Origin of the sequence: Pectobacterium actinidiae (assembly GCF_000803315.1) — a bacterium.
GTDB classification, from domain to species: domain Bacteria; phylum Pseudomonadota; class Gammaproteobacteria; order Enterobacterales; family Enterobacteriaceae; genus Pectobacterium; species Pectobacterium actinidiae.
Map to the genome: position 1 here is coordinate 4,007,639 of NZ_JRMH01000001.1, position 18,617 is coordinate 4,026,255.

At 50.0% G+C, this 18,617-nt stretch carries 18 protein-coding genes; 7 read left to right on the forward strand and 11 right to left on the reverse strand.

Annotated elements, in window-relative coordinates; translation table 11 throughout:
* Positions 1 to 33 precede the first annotated feature (33 nt).
* The 5 genes from KKH3_RS17235 to KKH3_RS17255 all read right to left on the reverse strand — a co-directional run bounded on the left by KKH3_RS17235 (position 34) and on the right by KKH3_RS17255 (position 6,484).
* Positions 34 to 1,746 (reverse strand): DUF6138 family protein, encoded by a 1,713-nt coding sequence (locus KKH3_RS17235; RefSeq protein WP_039361843.1) that lies wholly within the window; start codon positions 1,744 to 1,746, stop codon positions 34 to 36.
* A gap of 64 nt (positions 1,747 to 1,810) precedes the next feature.
* Positions 1,811 to 3,871, reverse strand: coding sequence for a DUF2207 domain-containing protein (locus KKH3_RS17240; RefSeq protein ID WP_039361846.1), 2,061 nt, complete (start codon positions 3,869 to 3,871; stop codon positions 1,811 to 1,813).
* Between the two features lie 4 nt (positions 3,872 to 3,875).
* Positions 3,876 to 4,418: a LemA family protein gene (locus tag KKH3_RS17245; protein WP_039361849.1), complete on the reverse strand. Its 543-nt coding sequence runs from the start codon at positions 4,416 to 4,418 to the stop codon at positions 3,876 to 3,878.
* Positions 4,419 to 4,622: 204 nt separating this feature from the next.
* Positions 4,623 to 5,672, reverse strand: coding sequence for an NAD(P)-dependent alcohol dehydrogenase (locus KKH3_RS17250; protein ID WP_039361852.1), 1,050 nt, complete (start codon positions 5,670 to 5,672; stop codon positions 4,623 to 4,625).
* A 194-nt stretch (positions 5,673 to 5,866) separates the two neighbouring features.
* Positions 5,867 to 6,484: a LysE family translocator gene (locus tag KKH3_RS17255; protein ID WP_039361854.1), complete on the reverse strand. Its 618-nt coding sequence runs from the start codon at positions 6,482 to 6,484 to the stop codon at positions 5,867 to 5,869.
* 252 nt (positions 6,485 to 6,736) lie between these two features.
* On the opposite strand from KKH3_RS17255, the gene KKH3_RS17260 reads away from it, so the two are divergent.
* Complete coding sequence (locus tag KKH3_RS17260) at positions 6,737 to 7,621, forward strand: LysR substrate-binding domain-containing protein (protein WP_039361858.1); 885 nt, start codon at positions 6,737 to 6,739, stop codon at positions 7,619 to 7,621.
* 18 nt (positions 7,622 to 7,639) lie between these two features.
* Entirely contained in the window at positions 7,640 to 8,806 is a 1,167-nt protein-coding gene (locus tag KKH3_RS17265) for an MFS transporter (protein ID WP_039361861.1), read from the forward strand.
* Between the two features lie 69 nt (positions 8,807 to 8,875).
* Here KKH3_RS17265 and KKH3_RS17270 read toward each other — a convergent pair whose 3' ends face one another.
* Genes KKH3_RS17270 through KKH3_RS17280 form a run of 3 tightly spaced genes read right to left on the reverse strand, consistent with a single transcriptional unit; the run spans position 8,876 to position 11,490 of the window.
* A complete protein-coding gene (locus KKH3_RS17270; protein WP_039361864.1) occupies positions 8,876 to 9,694 on the reverse strand; it encodes an ABC transporter ATP-binding protein in 819 nt (272 codons plus the stop codon).
* Complete coding sequence (locus tag KKH3_RS17275) at positions 9,691 to 10,455, reverse strand: ABC transporter permease (RefSeq protein ID WP_039361867.1); 765 nt, start codon at positions 10,453 to 10,455, stop codon at positions 9,691 to 9,693. The genes KKH3_RS17270 and KKH3_RS17275 overlap by 4 nt, the downstream gene beginning before the upstream one ends.
* A gap of 15 nt (positions 10,456 to 10,470) precedes the next feature.
* The gene (locus KKH3_RS17280) at positions 10,471 to 11,490 is read right to left on the reverse strand and encodes an ABC transporter substrate-binding protein (protein ID WP_039361870.1); all 1,020 of its coding nucleotides are present in this window, start codon (positions 11,488 to 11,490) and stop codon (positions 10,471 to 10,473) included.
* A 337-nt stretch (positions 11,491 to 11,827) separates the two neighbouring features.
* On the opposite strand from KKH3_RS17280, the gene KKH3_RS17285 reads away from it, so the two are divergent.
* The 3 genes from KKH3_RS17285 (at position 11,828) to KKH3_RS17295 (ending at position 14,188) form a co-directional block, all read left to right on the forward strand.
* Complete coding sequence (locus KKH3_RS17285; RefSeq protein WP_039361872.1) at positions 11,828 to 13,468, forward strand: DUF1963 domain-containing protein; 1,641 nt, start codon at positions 11,828 to 11,830, stop codon at positions 13,466 to 13,468.
* Positions 13,469 to 13,653: 185 nt separating this feature from the next.
* Positions 13,654 to 13,890: a TA system antitoxin ParD family protein gene (locus KKH3_RS17290; protein WP_039317656.1), complete on the forward strand. Its 237-nt coding sequence runs from the start codon at positions 13,654 to 13,656 to the stop codon at positions 13,888 to 13,890.
* Positions 13,859 to 14,188, forward strand: a complete 330-nt coding sequence (locus KKH3_RS17295; protein WP_039361875.1) for a type II toxin-antitoxin system RelE/ParE family toxin — start codon at positions 13,859 to 13,861, stop codon at positions 14,186 to 14,188. The genes KKH3_RS17290 and KKH3_RS17295 overlap by 32 nt, the downstream gene beginning before the upstream one ends.
* A 124-nt stretch (positions 14,189 to 14,312) precedes the next feature.
* Here KKH3_RS17295 and KKH3_RS17300 read toward each other — a convergent pair whose 3' ends face one another.
* Complete coding sequence (locus KKH3_RS17300) at positions 14,313 to 15,008, reverse strand: YjjG family noncanonical pyrimidine nucleotidase (RefSeq protein ID WP_039361877.1); 696 nt, start codon at positions 15,006 to 15,008, stop codon at positions 14,313 to 14,315.
* 464 nt (positions 15,009 to 15,472) lie between these two features.
* On the reverse strand, positions 15,473 to 15,787 hold the full coding sequence (locus tag KKH3_RS17305; RefSeq protein ID WP_039361880.1) for an ArsR/SmtB family transcription factor: 315 nt from the start codon (positions 15,785 to 15,787) through the stop codon (positions 15,473 to 15,475).
* 52 nt (positions 15,788 to 15,839) lie between these two features.
* Between KKH3_RS17305 and KKH3_RS17310 the strand changes: the two genes are divergently transcribed.
* Entirely contained in the window at positions 15,840 to 16,673 is an 834-nt protein-coding gene (locus KKH3_RS17310) for an alpha/beta fold hydrolase (RefSeq protein ID WP_039362581.1), read from the forward strand.
* 5 nt (positions 16,674 to 16,678) lie between these two features.
* On the forward strand, positions 16,679 to 17,305 hold the full coding sequence (locus KKH3_RS17315; protein WP_039361883.1) for a dimethylsulfonioproprionate lyase family protein: 627 nt from the start codon (positions 16,679 to 16,681) through the stop codon (positions 17,303 to 17,305).
* A gap of 123 nt (positions 17,306 to 17,428) precedes the next feature.
* Here KKH3_RS17315 and KKH3_RS17320 read toward each other — a convergent pair whose 3' ends face one another.
* Positions 17,429 to 17,974, reverse strand: a complete 546-nt coding sequence (locus KKH3_RS17320; protein ID WP_039361887.1) for a hypothetical protein — start codon at positions 17,972 to 17,974, stop codon at positions 17,429 to 17,431.
* Positions 17,975 to 18,617: the final 643 nt, after the last annotated feature.

Here is an 18,617-nt window from a genome sequence, read left to right on the forward strand (position 1 = left end):
TCGGCCTCACCCTAATTATTGTCGTCATAACGATTAGGATTCGGCAGAAGCCTGAATGAGTGACGTCAATAACGCGCCACGCTTCGCTTCCGATTTTTTCACCAACGCCGCGAGCTTCTTGGCATTGCCCCAGATGAGGTACAAAATATGTTCTATCACGGCGGGTTCTCGCATCCGCACCGCATCAACCAGTTGCTCGAACAGCACGTCATCCTCTAGCGCAGGCAACATATTCAGCTTGAGCCCTTCCGTCGCGTGGCTCAAGCAGGCGACCAGCGTCGCTACATTCTGCGTCGTCACGCCATGCTTATCGAAAAACGCCCGAATGAAGGCATCCTGTAGCGATTGATGTTCATCATCCACGCTTTCCATGTACGCTTTTACGAGCGGGAAATACCCTTCATCGGTCAGACCCAATCCAAATACCGCATAGCTTCCCGGCATACAGCATTTTTCGCCTTCCGAATCGGCGTACCATTCGAATGTCTCAATCGCAGCACGCGCATAATCCTCAAGAAGTGGATAGTTCGATGCATATTGCAATGCATTAGCAAAAAAACGGTGGGTATCCGATTTTGCCAACCCTTTGATGGGAAGGTACTGCCGCGCCGACGATTTCAGGACGATCTTGTAGCTCTTTGGGAAGCCGAGCGTCAGTAAGCGTGTAATGAAAAGCAGCGCCTGTTCATACGCTTCTGCACTTTCCTTACGAATACGAATCGTGATGGTAGAAAACACATCATTCGCCACGCATTCCACCCAGTCATTCTTCAGGTTAATCTGCTGTTGCTCAAACGTACCGCTTCCCTCTTCCATCATGCTGATTGCACGCGAGTAGCCCAACTGCTTCGCGATATCCAGATATTCCAGCGCCTGGGACTTACTGTAGGAAGGCTCATAACGCAGGATCATGATGGCGGTATAGAGCACGAGTTCAACGGGGTGAAGCGTTTGTGCATCCTGCCAATCCAAACTAATGCCGGGTTTAAGAGTATAGATTGTCGGTTGAAAGGACTGTTTAGGCTGGGATTCATCGCAATACCGCAACAGAAATTGCTGCTCTACCCACCTTTTTAAGGCAACGATAATCGTGCGCCGATGCTCTGATAATTCCGCATGCCCAGCGTTTCGCTGCTGAATGTATTCAAACTGCGTCATGATCCAGTGAATATCCTGCGAAGGAAAAAGCTGTACATCAAGCAGGTGACGAGCCAGAAAGAACGTTTGCAGCGACTCCGTCGGCGCACTGCCATGGGTAAGGTGCCGATCGATATAAGCGTGAATAGACTCAAGTAGCCGCTGTTTCTTCACCTCATTGGTGAACGTAAACAGCGTAATCAGCAGGCGGCCTTCGGTAGCCGGAAATACAGCACGAAAGCAAAAGCGATAGTCAATCAGCGCCGTATCTGCCAGTTTTTCAACGCGCTGCGCGATAGCCTGAGTCAGCACAGGAACGAGATCTTTCTGTATCTGCGCCACACTCAGCGCCCCTGTTCGGCTACCGGGCGACAGCCCATCGGCATCCGGCTTCGCTTCTGTGGATATCGACGTACGCCCCGGCGCATAATCCAGTATCAGATTGTTATGGATGCCTGCTTGCAGCGTGGTTCGCGAGATAATCTCATCGAGTCCGGTTCTTTGTTCCTGCGCGTCAAACCATTTATTGATTGCCGTAAGCGCTTCATCCCGCATGTGCAGTTCGTGTTGTGGTGATACCCCGGTTTCGTTTGAATGCCTATCCGTCATTTTTCTATTTTTCCTTATTATTTATCGCAGATGAAATGCTGCCAAAGAACAGTCTTGATGAGGTTTACCACCCGCCTCCACCGCCGCCGCCGGAGCCGCCACCCGACGAGCCGCCACCGGAAGAACCCGATCCACTGGAACTCCCGCCACCGCCAGAACCGGAACCGGAACTCGACACCGTCCTCGACGAGGAGCTACACGCGCTGTTGAACTGGGAAGGGCCATCCCACTGCGTGCTAGAAAAGACGTCAGACACCATGTGATGGTGTTTCAAGAACTGCGCGAACGTGTTGGCCCACGTCTCCCCTACGCCCAATGCCAGCGCATAGGGCAACATTCGTTCAAAGTGGGTCACTCGTTCATCTGGTGGGTATAGCGTTTCATAACGACGCTCTTCTGCGGTACGGAGATACAGAGTCATCCCTTTCGCAACAGACATCCCCGCCAGACCTTTCTTGGTATGACGCGGTACGATGCAGAAAAACCCCAGACACAACAATAAGCTGGCCGATAACGCGCCCTGATAGTCTGTCGGCAGTTGGGATGATGTCAGTAAGCGAAGCATCCCAAGCCCAAACGGTAGCGTAAAGAGAAAACCCACCACCACCAGAAAGAGCGTGACTTTACTTTTCTCACTGTGCCTTAACTGTGAAAAATGACGTACATATCTCAATAATTGTAGGCACAGCGTGGCACTGAACAGCAGGAACGGTATACCGATAATCGTCGTTATCGCCATGAAGAGGTTGAAAAACAACCCGTACAGCACCGGAACCAACAGACTTAATGCGATACCCACTTTCATCGCCCCCGCCACCGATAAAAACAGCGTCGAGTGAATTTTTTTATACTGTGCTTCCCGTTCTTTACGCGCCTTTTGCATCGATACCGAACGCATACTGGTTTTGGTTATATCCAGTTTCTTCCTCTTGCCGGGAAACAAGGTATTGAGGAACGCTTTATCCTCAGCCGTCAACGTCATAGACTCACTTTCCGGCAAGCGAGTGAGCCACTGTTCTTCCCGCTTTGGCGTCGTGCCACTTCGCGTTTTTCTCGGCTTCTGGATGACTTTTGTCAGCGCGATGGCACGCTTAGCCACCAGATCCAACACATCGCTGGAGAACGCCACGTTGTCATAGGTTCGTTGACAGAGGTAACGCACATAACCGGGCGACATGCCATCGGGAACGCTATACAACGGCACAACAGCGGGTTTGGTTAAACGAATGGGGGTAATATACTTAGCCCACCAAAACAGAAAGTAAGCGAGGATCAGAAAGGGGGGAAACCACAGTATTGCACTTTTCAATGTGGGCGAAAGCCGATCACCGAACAGAGAATTTTCTTTCGGTGCTGGCGCGGAAGCCAAGATACTACGCGGCCAGGTGTAAGCAACCGTAACGCCTTCCCCACTATCCAGCGGTGTCATGGTTTCAATGTTGCCAGCCGCTAAAATTCGGGCTTTACTCCCTTTTTCACCGGGCTGACCGGTATACACATCAATGGAGCGCAAACGGGCATCTTTACCTTCAGGCGTTAGAAACGCCTCTTGTTCAGGTAAAGACAGACGAAAACGGACTTTATCAATGGGGTAACTCCAACCGTTGCCCGTGACATTCCAGTACAACTCATCCCAATCAGGAAAACGGCTAAAATGGTTACTTACCTGATACTGGATACGGTAATCATATATTCCAGGTTGCAATACACGTTCGGCACTGCCAATCAATACCTTAAGTTGCTCGTGTTTTTGTTCAAAGGTGTAATTTTCAGGCACGCCATCACGCAATACCGCCTTAATGTGATATTCCAACCGAAACGTACTGCCGTCCTGACGATTCCAGACCAACGGGAGCGTACGAAATATCCCCCGTTTAATCTGTTCACCGTTCGATTGCACCTTAATGGACTCCTCCACCAGCATGGAGCCATCCGTCTGGAAACGAGCCTGCGAATCAAACAGTAAAATACGTTCGCCCTTTCCCCATTGATACGAACGGGCATCAGGCGCCACGCTGACACCTGGGTAAAATACCTGTTCCTGCACGTTTGCCTGAACCAGAGCACTCCACCACAGTAAAATCAGCCAACTGCAACCGCGCAGCACATCCCACAACCTTGTCATTACATCACTCCATCCGTGGAACATCGCCCTCTGCGGGACTATCCAATTCAAAGAACGTTTCGGTTTTAAACTGGAACAGTTTTGCGATTAACAAACTGGGGAAGGATTCCACCTGAATATTCATATCCCGCACCGTGGCATTGAAATAGCGGCGCGACATCTGAAGTTGTTCTTCAATTTCAGAGAGCGATTGCTGCAAGGCGAGGAAGTTTTGGTTGGCTTTCAGGTCAGGGTACGCTTCTGCTAAGGCAAAAAAGCGCCCCAGCGTCCCTGAGTATTCCTGTTCATTCTGAGCAATCTGGCGGGTACTGCCAGTCTGGTTGGTACGCTGACGGGAAATAGCTTCCAGCAGATCTTTTTCATGTTGTGCGTAACGTTTAACCAACGTCAGCAGATTGGGAGCCAGATCGTGACGGCGTTTCAGTTGTACCGCAATACCGCTCCAGGCTTCATCTTTAAAACGTCGCAGAGATATCAACCGGTTGTAGGTAAAAATAGCCCAGATAACCACCAGACCAACCAGAGCTAAACCAAGATAAATTTCCATTTTAAACTGTCTTTTCGCTGTGATAGAGAAGGAAAATCAACGTGTTGGTATAAAGATATGACGATGAATAGTACCGCATTCACGCGTCTTTGGTGACAGGAAATTACGGTGGTTTGGTTTTTCTCATGACGCAGAGAAGAGGTGATAAATCACGCTATGACAGCCCCACAGCACAGGGAAACCGTGCTGCGGGACACAGGCCAATCAGGCGTTCAGCGTGGCGTTATCAATGACGAAGCGGTATTTCACATCACCTTTGAGCATCCGCTCGTAGGCCTCATTGATTTCGTCGGCGCGGATAAGCTCAATATCGGAAACAATGCCGTGCTCGGCACAGAAATCCAGCATTTCCTGCGTTTCAGGAATGCCACCAATCATCGATCCCGCCACCGTACGGCGTTTCATGATCAGGTTAAACACGTTGGGAGAAGGATGCGGTGACGCAGGCGCACCGACCAGCGTGAGTGCACCATCGCGCTTCAGCAGCACCAGAAACGCATCCAAATCGTGCGGTGCCGCCACTGTATTCAGGATTAAATCGAAGCTGCCCGCGTGCGCCGCCATTTCCTCGGCGTTACGAGAAACGACGACGTCGTTTGCCCCCAGCGCCTTGGCATCTTCACGCTTGGATTCAGACGTGGTGAACGCCACAACATAGGCACCCATGGCATGCGCCAGTTTGATCCCCATGTGGCCAAGCCCGCCGATCCCCACAACGCCGACCTTCTTACCTGGTCCGGCATTCCAGTGACGCAGCGGTGAATAAGTGGTAATCCCTGCGCACAGCAGCGGTGCGACCGCGGCCAGTTCCGCTTCGGAATGACGCACACGCAGCACATAGCGTTCATGCACAACAATCTGCTGAGAGTAACCGCCGAGCGTCCAGCCGGGCTCATCCGCCGTCGGGCCGTTATAGGTGCCGACCATACCATCACAGTAGTTTTCTAAGCCGTCATCGCACTCTTCACAGTGTCGACAACTGTCCACGATGCAGCCGATACCGACCAGATCGCCCGCCTTAAAGGCGGAGACATGTGCCCCTACCGCAGACACCCGTCCGACGATTTCATGGCCGGGCACGCAGGGAAACTGTGTTCCGGCCCATTCCGCACGCACCTGATGCAGATCCGAGTGGCAGATACCACAGTACGCAATCTCAATCTGGACATCGTGGGCTCCCGGCGCACGACGGACGATCTGCAACGGTTCAAGAGGTTTATCGCCCGCATGGGCTCCATAGGCGTGTACAAGCATGGCTATTTCCTTTTCTGTTGAGAAACCGATTCGGCGGAACAAAATAGACTGTGTAAGAAACACACTATTTTCTCCATTCCCCCAGCAAACAGGTATAGCATTCCAACTGTTTTCTTGCCTGATCCTCCATTTTTCATGTACACGCTATCGTTTTCGGAAGATCGGCTTATTACAGAGGGTTACCCACCGCTCTCTCAGAAGGCAATCTTGGTCAACGCCAGAGACGCACCTAACGCAATCAGGGCAACACCGATACCTTTATCGACCACATGCTGACGATCGATCAGTCGGCGACGCATGGCCGGTGCCGAAAAAAACAGCGCGACGATGCTAAACCAGATCCAGTGCGCCACCGACATGAATAACCCGTAGCCAACGTTATGGCTTATTGGGCTACCGGGCTGCACAACCTGAGTATAGGTAGCGACAACAAACAGCATGGTTTTCGGGTTAAGCGCATTGGTGAGAAATCCCATGCGAAACGCGGCAAGCGATGACGGCGAATGACCTGATGCCTCCCCCAATGTTATTTTTGTCTTATTGGTTAACGATTTGTACCCCAGATAAATCAGGTATGACGCCCCCAGAATCTTCATCGCCATAAATAGCGTTGGGGAGTTAACAATCAACACCGCGATGCCAAAAACGGTATACATCACATGGATCTGAACGCCGCAGGCAATGCCAAACGCGCTGAGTAAACCCGCGCGCGAACCAAAGGCATAACTGTTGCGGGTCACCATAGCAAAATCAGGCCCTGGACTGATCACCGCCAAAATGGTGATCGTCGCGACAGAAATTAACTCATTCATTAACGTTTTCCTTGTTCAGCAAGCCATCTTTTTTCACGATGATTTTGCACAGATAGGTGACAGACTGGCGAAAGGAGGAATAAAGAGGCGACTGACGTAATACGGCTATCAACGATGCCAACCCCACGATAACTCCCCATTATTTAATCTATTACGCCTCTTATCGTCTGAGGGCAGTTTGATTATTCAGCGTTTGCATGTGGCAAAAAAGCGATTTATCTTGGTATAAATCTGTCAAATTTCATCGTGTATATGAAAATTCCTTCGTTAGCCTCTTTTCGCTTCTTTGAAGCGGCCGCACAAACCGGTAGCTTTGTTAAAGCCGCCGAGTCCCTGCATGTCACGCATGGTGCCGTCAGCAGGCAGATCAGATTGCTGGAAGAGGCGCTGGGGGTTGAATTATTTGAACGACGCAACCGCGCGATCTTTTTAAACGCAGCAGGACGTTCTTTGCATACGGTCACGCAGTCCGTTTTTGAACAGCTCGAAGGCGCGGTTTATCGGTTACAGCAAAGTGCACAGGGTGACGTGCTGACGCTGTCATGTGAGCCCACGATTGCCATGAAATGGCTGATTCCACGGCTGCCGGCGTTTAATCAGGCACATCCGGATATCAAACTTCATCTGGTGGCTGCGGGCGGGCCTATTGATTTTGTGCGTAGCGGCGTTGACCTCGCACTGCGGCGTGATGATTTTCACTGGGAACCGCAAACGCATGCGGTAAAGGTGTGTGACGAATGGATGGGGCCGGTCAGCCGTGACAAAACCGAGCGCAAAAACAGTCTGGAGGGAATGCGTTTGCTGTATACCGGAACGCGACCGAAAGCGTGGACAACCTGGCAACGGCAGACACACGTGTCACTCAAAGGCAGCACCAGAGCGGACTATGAGCACTTTTATCTGTGTATTCAGGCGGCCGTCTCGGGATTAGGCATAGCAATGGCCTCTTTCCTGATGGTACAAGACGAGATTGCGAACGAGCAACTGCATGCACCGTATGGATTTGCGCGGGATGGGTCTGCCTATTATCTGTTATCGCCCATCCCCCTTGAGCAAGATGAAAAATATATACGATTTCATACCTGGCTAATGCAGGAAGTGTCCACCGGCCTTTCCGGGGTCGAGAATGCTTGTTAAACCCGCACTGGAAGTACAATGACAGCACATTCCCGTGAATCCAATTTCACGACACTGAACATGATTATCGCCGCCTCACTCGTGGGATTGGTGACAGGGTACACACTGCCGCTGATCAGCCTGAAGCTGGCCGAGCACGGGCACAGCACAGCGACGCTCGGTATTCTGGCGGCCCTTCCCGCGGCAGGGATGATGCTATCCTCTTTCGTTACGCCGTGGCTCAGCCGCCACCTGCACGTCCGCTATCTGTTATCCGGCAGCCTGATTATTCTGGCGGCCTCAACCGTTGCCTCATTCCTGCTGTCACACCCTGTCTCGCTCATTTTACCCCGCCTGTTAACCGGGCTGGCGTCGGGGGTTTTGGTGGTGCTGGGAGAAACCTGGGTTACCAGCCGGGCTTCAGACAAACACAAAGCGACGCTGACAGGGCTGTATGCCTCCGTTTTCACCGGATGTCAGTTGATAGGGCCGCTGCTGATTGCCGCGGGCGAGAATATTCAAACCTATGCCCTGTGGCTGATTTGTGGCCTATCCGCCGCGTGTGCGTTCATGCTGAGGAACTGCGCCAGTATGGTTCGAGCGGATGAACAGTCCTCGACGTCTTATCGGGATCTTATCCCTTTTCTTCCGGCAATCGCCTCTGGCGTGCTCTGCTTCTCCTTCTTCGATGCCAGCATACTTGCGCTCTTTCCGCTTTACGGCATGGAACAAGGCTTAGACGAAAAATCCGCGATATTGCTGGTTACACTCATTTTTCTGGGCGATGCCGTCTTTCAGACGCCGATTGGCTGGCTGGCAGACAAATGCGGCATCATAAAAACCCACATCAGCTGCGGCATCCTGTTCTGTGTAATGCTGGTATTGATCACTTTCTCATCCTCCTCCCCTGCACTTCTGGTTCCCGTCTGTATCGCACTGGGCGCAGCGGCTGGCGGGCTTTACACGCTATCTCTGGTTCGGGCGGGTCAGAAATTTGCCGGTCAGCGGCTAATTGTGATGAATTCACTGCTGGGGCTGGTGTGGTCTGCGGGCAGTATCTGCGGGCCGCTGTTCTCTGGTACAGCCATTACGTTCTACGGTTACGACGGTCTCATCGTCACCTTATTGTTAACCGGCGTGCTGTTTGTCGGCATACAGGGCGTATTAAGAAAAGAACGCGTATCACGTTCGCTGGGTGAAGAGTGAATATAACATTAGGCTCACCAAGCCAGCGACGGCCTGGTGAGCCTGAAATAGATACGGCAGATGGGCGGCTTATGCAGCCATTTCGCGTTTGAACACCTCCAGCGTGTGCGCCTTGACGCGAATAAACTCAGGATCGCTCATCGCCTCCGCACCGCGTGGACGCGCTAAATCAAACGGAACAATCTCCGACACCGTCGTTGGCCGACGCGTCAACAGCAAGATTTCATCCGCCAGAAACACCGCGTCTTCTAAATCATGCGACACGATGACCATCGTCACGCCGGTCGCCAACTGAACCTCTTGCAGCTTGTCGCGGATGAACAGCGTCATTTCGAAATCCAGCGCGGAGAACGGTTCATCCAAAAACATCACCTCAGGCCCCGTCGCCAGCGCCCGCATGATACAGACCGTCTGCTGCTGTCCGCCGGAAAGTTCATACGGATAACGCTGGAGATCGAAGCGAATATCAAACATCGCGATCAGTTCATCCATCCGCGTCTGCACATCGTGTTTGCTCATCCCGCTACGCACCAGCGGATAGGCAATATTCTTCCAGGCGCTCATCCAGGGGAAAAGCGCATCACGATAGTTTTGAAACACATAGCCAATTCGGGTTTCCGCCAACGTTTTACCGTCAAACAGGATATCGCCGCTATCGACGGGAATCAGCCCAGCAATCATGTTCATCAGCGTCGATTTACCACAGCCGTTCGGCCCGAAAATCGACACGATCTTGCCGCGCGGTAAATCCAGATTCAGATCGGTATAGAGCGGCTGCCCCGCGAACGACTTGTTCAAGCCGCGAATAGTGACGTGGGTGTTCGGTGCTGGATAAGGCGGCAACGCGGTATCCAGTTTTTCCACTTGTGCGGTACGAGATGTCATCATGCTTTGCCACTCCAGTGAACAATTCGTTTTTCTACCACCAAAAACAATACGTTAAGCAGATACCCCAGTGCGCCCGTAATCAGGATAGAGGCGTACATATCCCGAATATTGAACACCTGCTGCGCATCGATGATGCGATGCCCTAGCCCCGTTTCCGAACCAATAAACATCTCCGCGACAATCACGATCACCAGCGCCATCGACACGCCGGTGCGCAGGCCGACAAAGGTTTGCGCCAGACTTTCCAGCAGCATGATGTCTTTAAAAATATGCCAGCGGGAAATCCCCATGACCTGCGCCGCCATCAGACGGGTTTTCTTGGCATTCATCACGCCATACGCGCTGTTGAACAGAATCACCAGCACGGCCGCAAAGGCCGAAATCGCAATTTTATTCGCGTCGGTGATACCGAAAATCAGCAAAAATAGCGGGATCAGCGCTGACGATGGCGTAGAACGGAAGAAGTCGATCAGAAACTCCAGGCTGCGGTAAATCTTTTCATTGCTGCCCAAAATAACGCCGAGCGGCACGCCAATCAGCGCGGCAAAGCCAAATGCAGCGAGTGTACGGTATAGCGTCGCACCGATATCCGTACGCATGCTCGCATCCGCGAAGGACTGGAACATATAGCTCAACGTATCGACCGGCGACGGTAATAAAATGGGGTTCAGCCATTTCGCGCTGACCGCCAACTGCCAAAAAAGAAACAGCAGAATCGGGCCGACGGCGGGTAATAATTTAGACGTCCAGTGCTGACGCATAATCGAGTACCTCCCTTAAGGCTGATAAATCAGGCTGCTGACGTCCACCGGTTCCCGGAAGATCTTTCTTTCGGTGAACACGTCATAAAACTTCTGGAACCACGCCAGATTGTCGCCTTTTAGCTCGTCATACATGACAAACCCCGGCAATGGCACCTCTTTACTCAGTTCGGCCTCAATGCTGGTGTAACCCGTGATGTGCTCGCGGGCAGCCTCTGGGTTCTGCTGAATAAACTGCACCGATTTGGCATAGGCCTGCGTGAAGCGTTTTGCATCCGCCGCACGACTATCGATAAAACCGCTATTTAACGCTGCCGCACCACCAAACCACGGTGCATCGGGATTACCGAGCACATAGCGTGAGATCACGCCCGTTTCCAAGGTACGCGACAGTCCTTTCAACCGCCCCACCGTTCCCGTCGGTTCCAGCGTATAAACCCCGTCAATCTGACCCGCGGCCAGCGCTGCCACATGTTGCCCGACTGGCAATTCCGTCACACGCAGCTCATCCGCCGTAAAGCCATTTTTCTCCAGAATAATTTTGGTCATCACCACATTCTGAATACCCGGTCCACAGGCGATGCGTTTGCCTTTCAGCTCTGCGATACTTTTTACGTCGCTGTTTAACGGCACCAGAAATTCATCCAATACCATCTGATGATTAGAAGGATTCGAGCAAATGATCTTGAACAGGCCGGGTGAAGTAATCGCGCCTAATCCCAATGCGCCGGTGGCCGTACCGTTGGCGCAGCCATGTATACGCCCCGTGATCATCCCTTCGACAATCTGTTGCGGGCTAGCGAATTTCACCGCTCGCACATTCAGCCCAACCTCTTTGAAAAAGCCCCGCTCAACCCCCACATATAACGGCAAGCCGCCCACAATCGGCCAGTAACCAATGCGAATTTCTTCACCTTCGGCAGCAAAAGCCATTCCCGGCAGCAAGCTACTTAGCGTCAATGCACTCGCGCTAATGGCTGACCATTGCATTAACTGCCTGCGTTTACGATCGATCTTGTCATTGTTATTTTTCATGGTGTTTCCCCTTCAACGGTGAGCTAACAACAGCCAATAACCCTCAGCCTGAAAAAACCGATCAGGTCGATTTCCTGAATCGATCCATCTTGTACACAAGATGGTATGTAAGACTAAGCACAGGTCATGCCATGTTTACCGACACCCTAAAATCCCAGTAAACACGCCGATCCGACTGCGTTAGCGCACCAAAAAAAAGCAAAACGTTACAAAAATGCATTACGAGTGATGCAGAGTGATTAACCGCCAGTACATCGTCTTCTTGCTGAAGCAGACAAATGTGGCATCATAAAAAACCACATCAGAGGCGATACTCTTTTCTACGTTAGGGATTGTCATGCCAATCATCCACACGGACGTTTTATCCATCGATTTCCCCCCGAGTTTTACTTCCGTTGAGCAAATCGGACAGGGTGCGCTCGGCCAGTATTCCACTGACGACAGTCTCGTCGTGCTGGATATTTATCCGGTCGACAGGGAATTACTACACAAAACAGAAACGGGACAGACCGAGCGATATCGCACCTTCTGCGGAAAAATTTATGGAAATCTCACCTGGCTTGAAGAAAAAACACTAGCCCTTGAAAACTACAACGCATTGTTAATGACGGCCGAAGGGGTTTACGGCTTCGCTTACCTGTTCGCGTTTATCCGCTTAACTGACACAGTTTGCCTTTTCGCTGGGGGATACTGCCCGCAGGAGCAGCAACAAGAGCACTTCATCACAATAGAAACCGCGCTGCGCAGCTTGCGAATTGTCACTGCCACACCAGAAACGGCATTGCACAGCCACCTAAAAGCGAAGGGAGCAGAGGCGGATACCGCACAAGACAACGAGGTTCAGATTAACGTCGCAGAGACACCAGCCTACCCTCCTATAATCCAAGATCCTGCTCTACTCCCGTTGCTGGCAGAGCATTCTCCACAGCGACAGCACCTCATGAATACGTTGCTCTCGGCTGACCCCATCATCCCCATCGCCGATGCCGTGGCTGGCACCTTACGCAGTAGCATCGACTTCTATCATGGTGCAGAAGACGATCACAGCGCGCTGGGCAATCATCGGCTGGGTGGCCTGCCGGATTTGCCTGTCGATATCCCTTACCCTTGTGTCAGTGTCGCCAAAGACACGCTGCTCGAATACGAGGAGTGCTGGCAAGAAGGTGAAGACGAAAAAGACGTGTGCATTTTCCCCTGGGACGATGTCACACAGACCTATCGTGTACCGCTGGAATTTATTGCGCAGGTAGACTGCCGAGATTTAGCCCCATTGCAGGATTATCTGCCACGCGAAGGCTCATTATTCTTCTTTCTGGAATGTGGAAGCAGCCCTCTAACGACCAGAGGAAAGGTGATTTATGTGCAGGATGTCGCAAGTCTGTGCAGCGGCACGCGCTTTGCAGACCTTGCTTTCAATGATGAGAAGACGCTCGGGCAAAAACCCGCTTTTACACTGCATCCCAGAGCCAGCATCACCGTACCCAGTTTTTACGCATTGCGTCAAAACCCCCATCTTGGCTCCATACTCTGCTCACGCCTGAGTCTGGAACAGCAGGCGGCGCTGGACGATGATGCATTCGACCATGCGTTATCCAATCTCGGCTTCGCACAATATTACGCCTGGCAGTTGCGGCAACTGGGCGCATTCAATCTGTTGCCTGATAGCAACGCGAATAAAGAGCAACTCGCCTGGATGATCGACAAGAACATGCTGCCATCGAACTTTCCACTTGATGCCCCACTGCCTGAATATCAGGGGATTGCCCGAGTCAACGGTTGTGGCTTCAGCCAGCATGAATTACCAGAGTTGCAGGCAGCACAGAAGTTAGGTGGCGAAGCACAAGACTGGTTGGTGCTGTTTCAGGTCTGTCTGGATGGACAATTTCAGTGGGATGACGGCACGCTGAACTTCATCATTCATCGTACCGACCTCGCAGCCCAGCGCTTCGATCGGGTATTTATGGTCTGCGATTACTGAGGACGTGCATTTCATGAAAACAGTCGCAGAGACAAGACATGCCTATGTTGCGGGCTACCGCAAGAAAATAGATTGCGCATTGCGACAATTTGTCGCAAAATGAAATCCGTAGTGCGTCGAAAGGTGACGTATCATTGAAACCACCACTAAAAGGCTGTGGTGACTACATTATGGAGTACCGAAATATGGCAACAAGCATCCGCCTGGATGATGATTTTGTTGAAGAGGTGAAAGTGCATGCTGAGGCAATGAGCCGAAGTGTGCCAAAGCAAATAGAGTACTGGGCTAAAATTGGTCGTATTGCTGAGGATAACCCTGAATTACCTTTTTCCTTCATCAACGAAATCCTGCTGGCGAAATCAGAAATCGACAATGGAAGAATGACAAAATATGTGCGCAGAAGAGACAGGGAAAAATCTTGAGATATATCAGTCACGCCGTTTTGAGAAAAAATTTGCATCTCTGACAGAACAAGAACAGAAAACCGTCGATGAGCAGATTGAACTTATCATTGATGAACCTGAGCTTGGTGAGCGAAAAAAGGGTGATCTGAATTATCTTTGGGTACATAAATTTTATATGAGTAACCAGCAATATCTCCTGAGTTATAGCTGGGTTGACGCTAAACTTGAAATATATTTATTGAGCCTCGGCTCACATGAAAATTTCTATGATGATCAAAAGCGTCACAGAAAAGCTGACCTGAAGCTAATTAAATAACCAATATCAGTCATTCATTTTATCTTAAGCGATTTTCTTGTTCAGGAAATGGCTAAGCAGAGTGCGACGACAACCCAAAGCGAATTAATCGTGGTGATTGTCGTCGATGCTGCGTGATATAGGCTCAAGACCTGGCGCTGATCTGCGTGAACACATCTTGTAGCGTTGCGGCCTCGTAGGTTGGCGTAATATCCGAATCATTAGCGGCTCCGCCTGCATTGAACCAGCAACTGTCTATGCCGTACAGGTTCGCCCCAAGGATATCGGCATCAAGCCTGTCACCAACAATGACCGCCTCGGCTTTTTTGAACGAGCTGAATTTTCTGGCGGAGAACTCGAAGAAACGCGCATCCGGCTTGGCGAATCCGCAAGCCTCAGAGGTGGCGACGAACGAGAGCCAATCTGTAAGACCCGAGTTCGCCACTCGCTTCGCCTGCACATACTCTATGCCATTGGTAATAATGCCAACTTCACCGATCTCGGCAAGCGCTTCACAGATCTGAACCGCCCCATCCACCAACACCACCGTCTCAGGCAGGCATTCCAGATAGAGATTACTTGCTTTGTGGGGATCGATATCGATGCTATGCAGGGAGAACGTGCGACGGAAGCGTTCTACTTTCAGCAGATCTTTGGTGATTTCTCCCTTCTCAAACTCGCTCCATAGCTGGGAATTCTCACGCTGGTAATCTGCAAACAGGGTCGTATTTTCAATATCGACACCAAGATTCGTCAGCGTACGCGCAAACGAAAGACGCTCGGAGGCTTTGAAATCCAATAACGTGTCATCAAGGTCAAACAGGAAATGGCGGTATTTCATAAATGTTAGTTACCCGGAATTAAATAATTGCTTTGTCGGAAACGAATTGTGCCGTTCGGGCTATATTTCTTTTTTACAATGCTATAAAACTTATTGTTTAGCAAATGGCATCGTTGCGCCTATCTTTGACTTTTATTTTTCGGACGATAAGAAAGAAGGAGCCGTTATTGTAGAAGATTCGATCGTCATTCGTTTCAATCAATAAAGTAAAAAAGGGCAATACTCCGTTGCCACTGTTGAAAGCGATTTTAGCGAATCCCCACGGTTCGGGCAGGTGTCAACCAATGCGGTTAAAAAGACCCTGCACGCCTATGACTATGGTTTACGTCTCTCAAGATCGATATCCTGAGCTGAACCTCATGCGTTTTGCAGACTAGTTAAATTTTTGTCGGCTTGAGCGATTTTTATTATTCCAGATCGCGCTCTGACTCGATGAAAAATCTCCAGCAGAGCCTCACACTCCATCATTCGGTTTCCCCACACAGCTCCTCAGACAGCCACTGAATGTAGTCCGACAAAGCTGCCTCATTTCTTTGGCAGTATGTCCATTTCTGATAACGTTTTATCGTGATAAATCCCGCCTGCCGCAATAGATCGACATGACGGCTGGCGGTTGGCTGGGCGATATGCAATGCATCAGCGATCAGCGTAATACAAACCCCAAAGGCCTGCGGATCGGCTGACGTCTGCCCACTGAAATATTGCTGTGGATGCTTAAGCAAGCGCAGGATTTCCAGTCGTGGTTCACTGGCTAATACTTTGATTTGGGTTGATCTCATGTTCATGTTCGTATTATATAGTCATATAGCTAATATTGAATATGATGATAACATGCTTGAGTTAAAACATAATATTATTTTCGACGGTCAGCCTGTCGCCTGGGGATGCATGGGACAAGGTCCCGCGCTGGTGCTAATTCACGGTACGCCATTTTCCTCTCAGGTATGGCGACGCATCGCGCCCCTACTCTCTTCCCAGTGGACAATTTATTACTACGACATGGTGGGCTACGGACAGTCATATCAATCCGCTGGACAGCAGGTATCACTTGGCGTGCAAGACAGACTCTTGGCCGCACTCTTGAAAGAATGGAAGCTGATGCGACCCGACATACTTTGCCATGATTTCAGCGGGGCGACGGCGCTGCGCGGTTATTTCCTGCAAGGCCTTCGCTATGCCTCGCTGACGCTATTTGATGCCGTCGCCATTTCTCCCTGGGGCTCGCCCTTTGTCGCCCATGTCAGAAAACATCAGGATGCCTTCACCGGCCTGCCAGAATACGCTCACGATGCCTTACTCAACGCTTATTTGCGGGGTGCGGCCTACCAGTCGTTATCGGAAGAAGCGCTGAACATTTACATGTCGCCTTGGCAAGGCGAAGTCGGACAAGCCGCTTTCTATCGGCAAATAGCCCAGATGGATCAGTGCTATACCGACGAGATTGAGCCTCTGCTCACTAAACTTGATTGTCCGGTGAATCTTCTCTGGGGCGAACAGGATGAATGGATACCACTTGATGTCGGTAAACGTCTCGCTCATCGGCTCGGCGATGCACCTTTACAGATCGTCAAAAACGCAGGACATCTGGTACAGGAAGATGCCCCCGAAGCCATCGTTCAATCCATGTATTCCTTGCTGTTACAGCGCAATCACACGATAAGGTGACATTAATGAGCACAGACGACAGCATTCTCGAACGCTTACTCTTCACGATCCATAAGCGGTTAGTCTCGATCCCCGTCGCTCAACATGTACGTAAGGATATCGTCCCAATCGTCGATAGCTGGCCTTTCCGACCAGAAAAAAATACGCGAACGAGTCACGCTGTACATCTGCCTGTGGTGGATTTTTTTGAACCCGCGTTGAAAATCGGAGAGGTATCTGGAGACAAGGAAATATGCTCGATGCTCAGGCTATTAGCGCCCACATTAAGCTGGAACTTTGACTATGCTCCGCATCCTGATTTTCCATCTTTGGGTGAAAGAATCGCCTTTACGCAATGCGTCGGCCCCGAAGATCGGTGGATATCGTCTCATTTGGCGATTGGGCTGACGCTGATCGCGCCAGAAACCCATTATCCCGCGCATTGTCATCCAGCAACCGAGATTTATCTTCCTCTGGCTGGCACGGGTTTATGGTCGATAGGAAATGCTGACTATGTTGCTCGCCAACCCGGTGAGCTAATCTTTCACCGTAGCGGTGTTCCGCATGCGACTCAGACACAGGAAGAGCCCGTTCTCGCGTTATACATTTGGCACGGTGATATTCATTCACCTTCTCAATGGCAGCGAGAGTGATGTCTCATCACGTATACTGCCACTCATATAAACCGCTCGCGGTTGCGATATTACTTAATACGGATGAGTTAGGATATTGCGTAAATTGCAGACCGTGGCCTGCAATTTACAGCAAAAAAGTTATTATTTTTTCATTTCAAGGCTTTTCATTGCCTCTTTGCTTACCCCATGCATTGAACTGCTAATAACACAGTTATACGTTTCACTTTCATTAATAACCATAAAAGTGCTAGCCGGGTTTTTCATTTGTTTATCAACAGAGAAAATAATATAAGCGTTAGGTAAGGCGCTGGGTTTAAATGCGCCAAATGAATAGCTATCAGATAGACCCAAAGCTGATAAATCAGCCGTTAATTCCATTGGCTTCGTGCTGTTTGGCGAAGGGAACATGGATTTTGCCGACATCATCATTGACTGAGGGTTAATACTATATTCGGTTGTCACTTTCATGCCAACGTATTTGGATTCAGGCATATCCAGCTGTTTTTCACACATCGCATCGTGCTGCGGGCTGGCTGTTCCATTTTGCAGGACAGCATGAATATGTTTTAATTCTACCTGCTCTTTACCAGTATGTTCTTTTGCCGTTTCAGCAGCTTGAGAAAAGCCACTCATCACCAAAGTTGCCGTTGCTATAACATGAAGAATAGTGCTATTGATTGCTTTCATTTCTCTATCCTCTTTTATTTGTAGGGAAAACATATAATTCATGCCAATAATCCGTTAGTTACTGAAAAACCAATCGGAATCACCATGAAATTTAAAATCTATTTCCCATATAAAATAGAATAAAAAATCACTGAAAAAAGATAGGGGCATCATCGTAGTGTTAAGTGATGCTATTTTTGCAAATCCATTCTGGTTATAAACATAGTCAAATTCCGATATTACGTCAAAATCAAATCGACACAAAAAATAAAATAAAAACAAACACCATAATAAATATAATCAAGCTAATTCTTTAAAAGAAAAATTTATCTACAATATCAACGTTCAAGGCACAATAATTCAACGTACAGCATGTGTTTCGTACCCGATAAAGAAAGCAGAAAACATTTAACAGTTTTAATACATCGAAAAGAGAAGGAGAGTGAATCAGAAAAAGAGACTAAAAGATTGGAGCGGGAAACGAGATAGTCATTTCTCGCCCAATCGGCTGATTCAACAAGGGTTTCCGGCACACCTTGTTGGTTGACTGGCTATATTGTGTTCTAGGTCGGGGAAGTTGGCAAGGTATCCCTAACCTGCTCCTCATTGATGAGTATATCAGTGATATTAGCAGTATCCGTTTTGTCACTGAACCTGTCATCAG

What these genes read in the sequence shown, in the direction of transcription:
- KKH3_RS17240 (WP_039361846.1), bottom strand. Translation starts at nt 3,871, where the DNA reads ATGACAAGGTTGTGGGATGTGCTGCGCGGTTGCAGTTGGCTGATTTTA.
- KKH3_RS17255 (WP_039361854.1), bottom strand. Translation starts at nt 6,484, where the DNA reads ATGAATGAGTTAATTTCTGTCGCGACGATCACCATTTTGGCGGTGATC.
- KKH3_RS17270 (WP_039361864.1), bottom strand. Translation starts at nt 9,694, where the DNA reads ATGATGACATCTCGTACCGCACAAGTGGAAAAACTGGATACCGCGTTG.
- KKH3_RS17305 (WP_039361880.1), bottom strand. Translation starts at nt 15,787, where the DNA reads ATGAGATCAACCCAAATCAAAGTATTAGCCAGTGAACCACGACTGGAA.
- KKH3_RS17280 (WP_039361870.1), bottom strand. Translation starts at nt 11,490, where the DNA reads ATGAAAAATAACAATGACAAGATCGATCGTAAACGCAGGCAGTTAATG.
- KKH3_RS17235 (WP_039361843.1), bottom strand. Translation starts at nt 1,746, where the DNA reads ATGACGGATAGGCATTCAAACGAAACCGGGGTATCACCACAACACGAA.
- KKH3_RS17295 (WP_039361875.1), top strand. Translation starts at nt 13,859, where the DNA reads ATGTGCGCAGAAGAGACAGGGAAAAATCTTGAGATATATCAGTCACGC.
- KKH3_RS17285 (WP_039361872.1), top strand. Translation starts at nt 11,828, where the DNA reads ATGCCAATCATCCACACGGACGTTTTATCCATCGATTTCCCCCCGAGT.
- KKH3_RS17310 (WP_039362581.1), top strand. Translation starts at nt 15,840, where the DNA reads ATGCTTGAGTTAAAACATAATATTATTTTCGACGGTCAGCCTGTCGCC.
- KKH3_RS17315 (WP_039361883.1), top strand. Translation starts at nt 16,679, where the DNA reads ATGAGCACAGACGACAGCATTCTCGAACGCTTACTCTTCACGATCCAT.
- KKH3_RS17245 (WP_039361849.1), bottom strand. Translation starts at nt 4,418, where the DNA reads ATGGAAATTTATCTTGGTTTAGCTCTGGTTGGTCTGGTGGTTATCTGG.
- KKH3_RS17250 (WP_039361852.1), bottom strand. Translation starts at nt 5,672, where the DNA reads ATGCTTGTACACGCCTATGGAGCCCATGCGGGCGATAAACCTCTTGAA.
- KKH3_RS17275 (WP_039361867.1), bottom strand. Translation starts at nt 10,455, where the DNA reads ATGCGTCAGCACTGGACGTCTAAATTATTACCCGCCGTCGGCCCGATT.
- KKH3_RS17290 (WP_039317656.1), top strand. Translation starts at nt 13,654, where the DNA reads ATGGCAACAAGCATCCGCCTGGATGATGATTTTGTTGAAGAGGTGAAA.
- KKH3_RS17320 (WP_039361887.1), bottom strand. Translation starts at nt 17,974, where the DNA reads ATGAAAGCAATCAATAGCACTATTCTTCATGTTATAGCAACGGCAACT.
- KKH3_RS17265 (WP_039361861.1), top strand. Translation starts at nt 7,640, where the DNA reads ATGACAGCACATTCCCGTGAATCCAATTTCACGACACTGAACATGATT.
- KKH3_RS17260 (WP_039361858.1), top strand. Translation starts at nt 6,737, where the DNA reads ATGAAAATTCCTTCGTTAGCCTCTTTTCGCTTCTTTGAAGCGGCCGCA.
- KKH3_RS17300 (WP_039361877.1), bottom strand. Translation starts at nt 15,008, where the DNA reads ATGAAATACCGCCATTTCCTGTTTGACCTTGATGACACGTTATTGGAT.